The organism is Bathymodiolus azoricus thioautotrophic gill symbiont (genome assembly GCF_001298715.1).
Lineage (GTDB): Bacteria > Pseudomonadota > Gammaproteobacteria > PS1 > Pseudothioglobaceae > Thiodubiliella.
Genome location: NZ_CDSC02000210.1, coordinates 1 through 9,233 on the forward strand (window position 1 = coordinate 1; position 9,233 = coordinate 9,233).

A 9,233-nucleotide genomic window follows, 5' to 3' on the forward strand; every position below is an offset into this window, starting at 1 on the left:
TATGGCACAGTGGTTTTTTTGTCGCCTTATTTTAGCAAGTGCAAAATATTCACGCATACCTTCACGAGGTGGTAGGGGTTCTTCAGCAGATATTAAAGGCATTTTTGGTTTTAAATGTAGGCGAATATTATTGCCAATAGCCTCTAATTCTACAGAGGACACCTCAAGACTAAAAGTATTGGCAATCCTTAAAGAAGATCTGCCATTATCACTCTCGATAAGAAAATTACGATAAAACCTTGAGTAATTTTTATCCGTTCGATAAATCCTCATTGCTTCTTGTGTGCTGGGGTTGATTATAGACTGGCGTAGCATTGTTTTAGGCAGCATATTTAATGCGCCTGCTATTTTTGTCATCCCTAAATACTGATAAGAGATTACCTCTGTTGCGTTCAAGCCAGAACGACGATTTTGTCTTATATTTTTAAAATTTGCATTAAAAACTAACCCCCCTGTGGAAAAGTTCATAATATTCGTAAAAGTATCAGAAGGCGGACAAGAAAGGGCTTTAACTATTAGCGCTCCCCCGTTACTGTCTTCTGATTTTATGAAAAATTCTGTACTAGTGTTTAACAAGTTCAGTTTATCAGCAGGATAAGTCCTGACAATATTTTCCAGTCTTTCATACGATTCAGGAAAATAAAATAAATTATTATTCTGATAAGCACCTTCAATTGGACTTAGTACATCTATTTCATAATGGGGTAAACTCGTGTTAGGTGGGTAAACTTTAACGTTCCCTGTCGGGTCTGTGTATTTAAGGGGATTATTACCCACATAAATATACAAATTTAGGCTATCAACCGCACCCGCTGAATCGGGGCTTATCCATCTTGCCAACCAAGGGGCTAGGTGCCTAGCACCGTAGTAGCACAAACCACTGCTGTCGTCTCTTTCTTTACCTGTGTAGCGGTAGCGTTTTTGTTGCACTTTGGTTTTGTCTTTGCCAGCGATAAGGGCAGTGCCGCCATAAGGATAGTAATGTTCGTAGCTAAAGGTTTGGGCTTGATCATCCAATTCTAAGGTGTTGGACTGTAGGTGACTGATGAGTTGGTAGCGAGTTTGAGTGGGGTTTTGTGTGTTGTCTTTACTGCTTTCACTCAGAATGTGAGTGCCGATGTGCAGGGTACTACTTTGTTGTTTTGCTTCGTTGGTTGAAATCTCTAGTGAAGGCAGGTAGTCTCTTTGGTTTTGCGCTTGGTGGTCAGATTCAATTACAGTACGAACTCGATTACCTTGGTAGTTATAGACATAGTACTCTGTAGTGTTGCTTTTGTCTGTTTTAGTAAGCTGGTTAAGCGTGTTGTTGTAGTGCCAATCTAGGTCGCCAATATTGTCAAGAGTTAGTAAGTTGCCGTTGGCATCAAAGTCGCTGGTGGATTGCTGGGTTTCAGTACCGCGGTTGTTGTTTGGGTGGATGGTCAGGATTTGTTGCCAGATGCTACTGTTTGCTTGGTGTAAAAGGTGGGTTAGGTTGTTGCCTGTGTCGTGGATATAAGTTTGGTGATAAAGTTCTAGGGTGTTCATAATTGCTAGCGCTTTTTTAATTTAATATTTATAAGAGTATGCATTATAAGGATTGTGCCTTATAAAATCATCTCTATCTTAATAGAGATGATTGGCAAAAGCCAATTTTTGCCCAACTGATGATTTCTTTAAACCTTGTCTTAGCAGGGCTAAGGCTGGGTTTACCCTCATAGAGGACTGCTGGGTGTCGCTGGAAAAATTGACAATTGGGTAAAAAGTGGGTTTTTGATGATTATTTTTATTCATGTAAAGGTCTCACTGGGTGTTAATTTTTTTTGGTAATTATAGAAAAAACCCTTTGAGCGTTTATAAAAAACTTTTGTATAAAAAAAATTATAAGGTTTATGACTGGATTGAAAATAATGGGCGTGATAATCTTAGATATTGGATAGAAAAAACTGCAAAACAGGTGATATTTTGAGTATTCTGCATTAAAAATAGGGTAGAATTACGCGATTGTTTTTTAACAAAAACAATTTTGTTTGCAACGGTGCAGACTGCTTAACAATAACTGCTAATAACTAACTAATTTAAAAATAGGAGAAGATATGTCTGCAAAAAATGTAATGAAGATGATAAAAGATAACGAAGTAAAATTCATTGATTTTCGTTTTACTGATACTATAGGTAAAGAACAACATGTGAGTGTACCAGCTCACACCATTAACGCTGAGAAGTTAGAAGAAGGGCAAATGTTTGACGGCTCTTCAATCGCTGGCTGGAAGCCAATTAATGAATCTGACATGATTATGAAGCCAGATACAGCAACGGCAGTCTTGGACCCATTTACTGAAGAATCTACTTTGAATATTACTTGCGATATCATTGAATCAAATGATATGAAAGGCTATGAAAAAGACCCTCGTTCTATTGCCAAGCGCGCTGAAGATTACTTAAATGAAACAGGGATTGGTGACACTGCTTATTTTGGCAATGAGCCGGAGTTTTTTGTTTTTGATAGTGTCAAGTGGGATACAGGTTTTGGCTTGGGTAAAGCCTTTTATGAAATTAATTCTGAAGAAGCAGACTGGGAGTCGGGTTCTGATTTTGAAGGTGGCAACAAGGGACACCGTCCTAGAATTAAAGGCGGCTACTTCCCAGTACCACCTGTGGATTCGTTGCATGATTTGCGCTCACAAATGTGTTTAGCCATTGAAGAGATGGGGGTGGTCACTGAGGTGCATCATCATGAAGTAGGTACAGCAGGTCAATGTGAGATTGGTGCTTTGTATAATACTTTGGTAAAGAAAGCAGATGAGACTCAAATCTTAAAATACTGCATCCATAATGTAGCACATATGTATGGCAAAACAGCCACTTTTATGCCTAAGCCAATTGCGGTTGATAATGGTAATGGCATGCATGTTCATCAGTCAATCACCAAAGATGGTAAAAACTTATTTGATGGTGATGAATATGGTCAGTTGAGTCAGATGGCACTTTACTATATTGGTGGTATTATCAAGCATGCTCAAGCACTTAATGCCTTTACCAATTCCTCTACTAACTCTTACAAGCGTTTGGTGCCAGGCTTTGAAGCACCTGAAATGTTAGCATATTCAGCTAAAAACCGTTCTGCTGCTATTCGTATTCCTTTTGTGTCTAATCCAAAAGGTCGTCGTATTGAGGTGCGTTTTCCAGATCCAACAGCCAATCCATACCTTGCGTTTGCAGCGATGTTAATGGCAGGTCTTGACGGCATTAAAAATAAGATTGACCCAGGCAAACCAGGGGATGAAGATTTATATGAATTGTCAGAGAAAGAAAAGGCATCTATTCCTAGAGTTTGTGGTTCATTAGGTCAAGCACTTGAGGCTTTAGATAAAGACCGTGAATTTTTAAAGCAAGGCGGTGTGTTTACGGATAATGTGATTGACTCATTTATCAAGCTTAAAATGGAAGAGGTAACAGCATTGCGCGCCTCTCCGCATCCTGTTGAGTTTGATATGTATTACAGTTGTTAATAAGCTTAGTTTTAACCAATAAAAAAGCCGTGTTTTAGCACGGCTTTTTTATGTCTAAAAGTCTGTAAAATAGCAAAAATTATTTGATGAGATAATTTATGAAAGAATTAAGAAACGATTGGGCTCTGGCAGAGGTTGAGGCTTTATTTGCACTGCCTTTTAATGATTTGTTGTTTCAAGCGCACACACTTCATAGAAAAAACTTTAATCCAAATCAGGTGCAAGTTAGCTCGTTGTTGAATATTAAAACAGGTGCTTGTCCTGAAGATTGCTCGTACTGTTCACAAAGTTCTAAATACGATACAGGTTTAGAGCGTGAAAAATTAATGGAAGTTGATGCGGTGCTTAAGCAAGCACAAGAAGCCAAAGATAAAGGCGCAACACGCTTTTGTATGGGCGCTGCGTGGCGCAATCCTACCGATAAAAGTTTGGATAAAGTTATTCCAATGATTCAAGGTGTGAAAGCGATGGGGCTGGAAACTTGCGTCACTTTGGGTATGTTGACGCAAGAACAAGCCTTTACCCTTAAAGAGGCTGGTTTAGATTACTACAACCACAACATTGACACATCAAAAGAGAATTACTCAAATGTCATTACCACGCGTAGCTTTCAAGACCGTTTAAATACTTTAGAATCCGTGCAAAATGCGGATATTCATGTCTGTAGTGGTGGCATTTTAGGTTTGGGCGAAGGTCAGACTGATAGGGCATCTATGTTGCGTTCTTTGGCTAATTTAGAAAAACACCCAGACAGTGTGCCGTTAAATCTCTTAGTGCCAATTCCTGGTACACCGTTTGAGGCGATTGAGCCACCAACAGAAAGCGAGTTTGTGCGTACTATTGCTGTGGCGCGACTCATGATGCCAAAATCAGTGGTGCGTCTATCAGCGGGGCGTACAGAGATGGGGGAAGCACTGCAAGCACTGTGTTTCTTTGCGGGTGCAAACTCTATCTTTTATGGCGATCAGTTACTAACAACGGATAACCCGGATACCAATACCGATCAGATTTTATTTGAGAGATTGGGTATCAATCAACAATTGTTAAACAGTCATTAAATAATCACTCATTAATTTTGCAGCATCAGGTTTTGCCAGTTTTTTGGCGTTTTCTGACATTTTCTGAATCTGTGTTTTGTTGAGTTTAAGTAGCGTTTTTTCAAGTAATTCAAGCGTTAAATCTTTTTGTTCAATCAATATTCCAGCATTATTATTGGCTAAAATTTTAGCGTTATAAAATTGATGATTATCAATAGCGTGAGGTAGGGGGATTAAAATGCTTGGCTTGGCTGATAGCATTAATTCTGATACTGTCATCGCACCAGAACGACATAAAACCACATCTGCCCATGCGTAGGCTTGCGCCATATCATCAATAAATGGGGTTATTTTTGCGTTTTTATTACTATATTGACTCCTAACAGCCTCTAAGTGCTGTTTGCCAGTTTGATGCCAAATATTGATATCAAGTTTCAGATTGCTAACAATATCATTAATAGGTTTAGAGCCTAGACTGCCACCAACAATCAATAAATTAAGTTTTTCATTATTAGCGCTATTCGTTTTAGTTTTAAACAACACAGGGTTTCCAGAAGTGATTGCACCACTAAATACACCATCAAAGGCTTGAAAAGTTTGTGTGGCAAACTTGGAGAGAATTTTGTTAGTCGTCCCAGGAATTGAGTTTTGTTCGTGAATCACTAGGGGGGTGTGCAGCAACCATGCTACTATGCCACCAAGTCCTGAGGCAAAACCACCCATACCTAGCACCACATCAGGTTTAAGACTAAGAAACACTTTAAAGGTTTGGAATAGGGCGATTAACAACAAAAGAGGCGCTTTGGCAAGTGTTAATAGATTTTTACCACGCAAACCAACGGCACTTACGCTGTGGAGCTTGATATTGTGCTTAGGCACAAGTATGTTTTCCATACCGCGCTTTGAGCCTAGCCACTCAACATTAACAGAATGCGTGCTTAATTCTTTAGCGATTGCTAGAGCAGGAAATATATGCCCACCAGTGCCACCTGCCATTATTAAAATAGTTTTTTTTTGTGTTGTTTTAAACATAGGACTTTCGTTTGCTATAACCCGCTCTGTTTTCCATATCTATTCTAAGTAACAATGCCAGTGCAGTGATGGTAAAAATCATACTACTACCACCATAACTAATGAGTGGCAAAGTAAAGCCTTTAATAGGCATTAGACCGATATTCATCGCAATATTGACACTAATTTGCATAGCAAACCATGAGCAAATACCATAAGCAACATAATAGCTATATTTTCTACCATCTTTGGATGCTTTAGCAGCAATCTTAAAGCCTTTGGTTAAAATATAAGCAAAACTCAATAAGATAAACAACATGCCAACAATGCCAAGCTCTTCACCGGTTATAGCAAAAATCATATCGGTATGAGGCTCTGGTAGTTTGGTGTATTTTTGAATGCCAGACCCTAGACCTGTACCAAACCAATCCCCTCTAGCAATACCAAGTAAAGCCTGTTTGGTTTGATATACGCCATCCTTCCCCCATAAATCATTAGTCCAAAACGATATCACTCTGCCCCATCTTGCTGGGTTGAAATAAACAAAAATAGAAAGTCCAAATAGAATTATAGTGCCAATATAAAACAATTCTTTAACATAAGAACCTGCTATAAACACCATAATAAGTGCCGTTGCAGTAATAATGATAGTGGCGCCAAGGTCGGTTTCCGCTATCGTGAGTGCGCCAGACAAGCTAACAATAAATATAGCCTTGAAAAGACCCTTTAACGATTTGGTTATATATTCTTCTTGTTCAACTAAGAAATTAGCCATAAATAAAATCATAACCATCTTCATCATTTCAGAAGGTTGAAAATTAAATATTCCCAAATCAATCCAACGATAAGCACCATTAATTTTTCCAGCACCGATATCAGGTAGAAATACGAGAAAAAGCAAGAAAAGCGTGATACCAAAGGCGAGTAGGGAGTGTCTTTTAAAAAATGAAAGTGGCAATCTCAAGATGACAACACCGGTAACAATACCTAAAAGAATAAAAACACCTTGCTTGAATGCGAAAGAAAAAGTACCGAAATGTCCAACTGAAGCAGAAGATGACATTATCCAACCAAATAGGGTTAATGCCAAAATAGCAAGTAATAATTTTTTGTCGGGTTTTTGTTCAATCGTGTCAAACATAAGTCTTGCATTTTATCCTATTTGAGACCTTTGTATAAATAGGAACAATCACCATAAACCCACTTTTCACCTATTTGGCGATTTTTCCAGCGATACCCAGCAGTTCTCTAGGAGGGTAAACCCAGCCTTAGCCCTGCTAGGACAAGGTTTAAATAAATTACCAATTGGGCAGAAATTGGATTTTGCCAATCATCCTTATTTACGCAAAGGTTTCTATTTATTTAAGTTGGACTGACGCCTGATATGGGATAATGTTGCGTTTTATAAATTCTAAATACATAACCTATGATTTCTACTGCTAACATCACCATGCAATTTGGTGAAAAACCTTTATTTGAAAATATTTCTATCAAGTTTTCCGATAACAACCGTTATGGTTTGATTGGTGCTAATGGTTGTGGTAAATCAACTTTTATGAAAATTTTAACGGGTGAATTAACGCCAACGAGCGGTACGGTTGGCATTAGTGATGGAGAGCGTTTGGGTGTTTTGCGTCAGGATCAATTCGCTTTTGAGAGTTTTCGTGTGGTGGATACTGTTATTATGGGTCATGAAAAGCTTTGGAAAATTAAAGCAGAAAGAGACCGTATTTACGCTTTGCCAGAGATGAGCGAAAAAGATGGTGTTAAGGTTGCAGAATTAGAGATGGAATTTGCTGAAATGGACGGTTATATGGCAGAATCTTCAGCCAGTGAGTTGCTTTTAGGTTTAGATATTCCTGAAGACCAACACTATGGACTAATGAGCGAAATCGCACCAGGTTGGAAGCTTCGTGTGCTATTGGCACAAGCCTTATTCTCTGATCCTGAAATTTTATTACTTGACGAGCCGACTAACAATTTAGACATCAACTCAATCCGCTGGCTAGAAGGGGTGTTAAAAGCCCGTAAAGCCACAATGGTCATTATTTCGCATGATAGGCATTTCTTAAATGGTGTGTGTACACATATGTCGGATTTGGATTATGGTGCGTTAAAGACTTTTCCGGGTAATTACGATGACTTTATGATTGCAGCGACCGCTATTCAAGAGAAGATGCAGACTGATAATGCTAAAAAAGAGGCAAAAATGAAGGAGCTTAAGCACTTTGTTTCTAGGTTTTCAGCGAATGCCTCTAAATCCAAGCAAGCGACCTCACGCCTAAAGCAGTTAGATAAGATTGTGTTGGATGATATGAGGCCCTCATCACGCGTCAGTCCTTATATTAATTTTAGACAGGACAAGGCACTACACAGAAACATTATTGAAGTAGAAGGTTTAAGCAAAAGTTTTGATGGTTTGGAGGTGTTAAAAGATATTAATTTTTTGTTTGAAGTGGGTCAGCGTGTCGCCATTATTGGGCAAAATGGTGTCGGTAAAACGACACTATTACGCACGCTGGTTGGTGAGCTTGAAGCTGACAAGGGGAAAATCAAGTGGAGTGAAAATGTTAATATTGGCTATTATGCACAAGACCATAGTGCCGATTTTGAAGAAGACATGAGTGTGCTTGATTGGATGGCACAATTTAAAAAACCCAATCAAGAAATACAAGATATGCGCTCTGTTCTAGGCAAGATGTTATTTGGTAAAAATGATATTGACAAAAGCATTAAAGCGCTTTCTGGCGGTGAAAAGGGCAGAATGTTGTTTGGTAAGTTAATGTTGCAAAACCCAAATGTGTTGGTCATGGATGAGCCAACCAACCACTTGGATATGGAGTCTATTGAGGCGCTCAACCTTGCACTGGAAAACTATGAAGGCACACTTATCTTTGTTAGTCATGACAGGGAGTTTGTCTCCTCTTTATCTACCAAAGTTGTAGAATTAACAGAAACTGGCGCTAACTACTATTCTGGCAATTATGAAGATTATTTGGTCAGTCAAAAATAAAGCCAGTCATTGTGTTAGAATCAATTTTCTATAGAAACGAAAATATAGATGCGCTTATAGAAACGAAAATTTCGATATAATGTTAGGTTGTCTAACAATAGAAGGTGAGCAATATCGAGCGGTAGATTCCTTGGAAGAGTTTATTGAATTAATAGAATGTTTTAAGTCTTTAGATGGTATGAGTCCAAGCAAGGAATGTCTCAATCGAAGATATTTCTTTAATTTTGAGATATATTTAATTGAGCTTTTAAGAGAAGCAGATAAGTTATCAGAAAAAGCAAAAAAAATCGTTTTTACAAATGCTTTTTTGTCATAATATTTTTTCAAAAAAAGTAACAATAAAGCAAGGCTATCTTGTTGTTGGTGAGCAGAATAAGAGTAATTCAAATGCTTATTCTAAAGAATACATGGAAAAATGTAAATGTATTCCAAATTTAGTTTTTTGGAATTCAAAATTTGAAGATGAATGTTTAATAGAATTTGATCATACAGAAAATGACTTATCGTTTATTTTTAATCAGTGTCATTTTGCTAAAAAACTTAAAATTAGAAATAGTGAAAAAAGAGTGCAACTGCGAAATGGAGAAGTTCATGGAACAGATTTTGGACGATATGAAATTTCTCAAAAAACAAAATTACACCTTGAAAAATTACATTTAATGGTTCTTTCAAATCCTGAGT

At 37.9% G+C, this 9,233-nt stretch carries 8 protein-coding genes; 5 read left to right on the top strand and 3 right to left on the bottom strand.

Annotated features, from left to right (window positions below; genetic code table 11):
- On the bottom strand, nucleotides 1-1,527 hold a 1,527-nt coding region (locus BAZSYMA_RS10365; RefSeq protein WP_241502550.1), incomplete at its 3' end, for an RHS repeat-associated core domain-containing protein.
- Nucleotides 1,528-2,075: 548 nt separating this feature from the next.
- Between BAZSYMA_RS10365 and glnA the strand changes: the two genes are divergently transcribed.
- Both glnA and bioB read left to right on the top strand, forming a co-directional pair.
- Nucleotides 2,076-3,491: a type I glutamate--ammonia ligase gene (glnA, locus tag BAZSYMA_RS04055; RefSeq protein ID WP_090715871.1), complete on the top strand. Its 1,416-nt coding sequence runs from the start codon at nucleotides 2,076-2,078 to the stop codon at nucleotides 3,489-3,491.
- Nucleotides 3,492-3,589: 98 nt separating this feature from the next.
- Nucleotides 3,590-4,549 carry a biotin synthase BioB gene (bioB, locus tag BAZSYMA_RS04060; protein ID WP_090715873.1) on the top strand — a complete coding sequence of 320 codons (960 nt, stop codon included), beginning with the start codon at nucleotides 3,590-3,592 and terminating at the stop codon, nucleotides 4,547-4,549.
- Here bioB and murG read toward each other — a convergent pair.
- A complete protein-coding gene (gene murG / locus BAZSYMA_RS04065) occupies nucleotides 4,535-5,560 on the bottom strand; it encodes an undecaprenyldiphospho-muramoylpentapeptide beta-N-acetylglucosaminyltransferase (protein ID WP_090715876.1) in 1,026 nt (341 codons plus the stop codon). The genes bioB and murG overlap by 15 nt on opposite strands.
- Nucleotides 5,553-6,680: a putative lipid II flippase FtsW gene (gene ftsW, locus BAZSYMA_RS04070; RefSeq protein WP_090715878.1), complete on the bottom strand. Its 1,128-nt coding sequence runs from the start codon at nucleotides 6,678-6,680 to the stop codon at nucleotides 5,553-5,555. The genes murG and ftsW overlap by 8 nt, the downstream gene beginning before the upstream one ends.
- 285 nt (nucleotides 6,681-6,965) lie before the next feature.
- On the opposite strand from ftsW, the gene BAZSYMA_RS04075 reads away from it, so the two are divergent.
- From BAZSYMA_RS04075 to BAZSYMA_RS04085, 3 genes are all read left to right on the top strand, one after another.
- A complete protein-coding gene (locus tag BAZSYMA_RS04075) occupies nucleotides 6,966-8,552 on the top strand; it encodes an ABC-F family ATPase (RefSeq protein ID WP_090715881.1) in 1,587 nt (528 codons plus the stop codon).
- Between the two features lie 79 nt (nucleotides 8,553-8,631).
- Nucleotides 8,632-8,868 (top strand): hypothetical protein, encoded by a 237-nt coding sequence (locus BAZSYMA_RS04080; RefSeq protein ID WP_090715884.1) that lies wholly within the window; start codon nucleotides 8,632-8,634, stop codon nucleotides 8,866-8,868.
- A partial coding sequence (locus tag BAZSYMA_RS04085) for a hypothetical protein (protein WP_143243093.1) occupies nucleotides 8,852-9,233 on the top strand: 382 nt, incomplete at its 3' end. The genes BAZSYMA_RS04080 and BAZSYMA_RS04085, both read left to right, overlap by 17 nt.